Genomic DNA, 518 nt, shown 5'->3' with positions numbered 1-518 from the left:
CAGCGTCTATTACAAGCCGCGCCCAGTGTCGGACGCCGATCTGAGGCTGATGCACCGGATCGACAAGCTGCACATGGAGTTCCCGTTCGCGGGCAGCCGGATGCTGCAGGGTCTGCTGGTCCAGGAAGGCTTAAAGGTCGGGCGGTTGCACGTTGCCACGCTGATGAAACGCATGGGCATTGAGGCGCTTTACCGCAAGCCGAGCACCTCGAAACCGGCCCCGGGGCACAAGATCTACCCCTATCTGCTGCGCAAGCTGCCGATCACCCGGCCCAATCAGGTCTGGGCGATGGACATTACCTACATCCCCATGGCGCGCGGGTTTATCTACCTCGCTGCCGTGCTGGACTGGTTCACCCGGCGCGTCCTGGCCTGGCGGCTATCGATCACGCTGGAGGCTGACTTCTGCGTGGAAGCCGTCGAAGAGGCGCTGGCGCGACACGGCACGCCCGAGACATTCAACACGGATCAAGGCAGTCAGTTCACATCGACCGACTTCATCAAGGTGCTGGCCGCCC

The 518-nt window shown here is 62.7% G+C and carries 1 protein-coding gene; it reads left to right on the top strand.

The window, feature by feature from the left end; all coding sequences use genetic code 11:
• Positions 1–518 (top strand): DDE-type integrase/transposase/recombinase (locus CG50_RS16040; protein WP_036640697.1); only part of this gene is annotated, 518 nt, incomplete at both ends.

Origin of the sequence: Paenirhodobacter enshiensis, assembly GCF_000740785.1 — a bacterium.
Taxonomy (GTDB): Bacteria; Pseudomonadota; Alphaproteobacteria; order Rhodobacterales; family Rhodobacteraceae; genus Rhodobacter; species Rhodobacter enshiensis.
The sequence above is the reverse complement of the archived record's forward strand: the minus strand, read 5'-3'. Positions and strand labels throughout refer to the sequence as shown.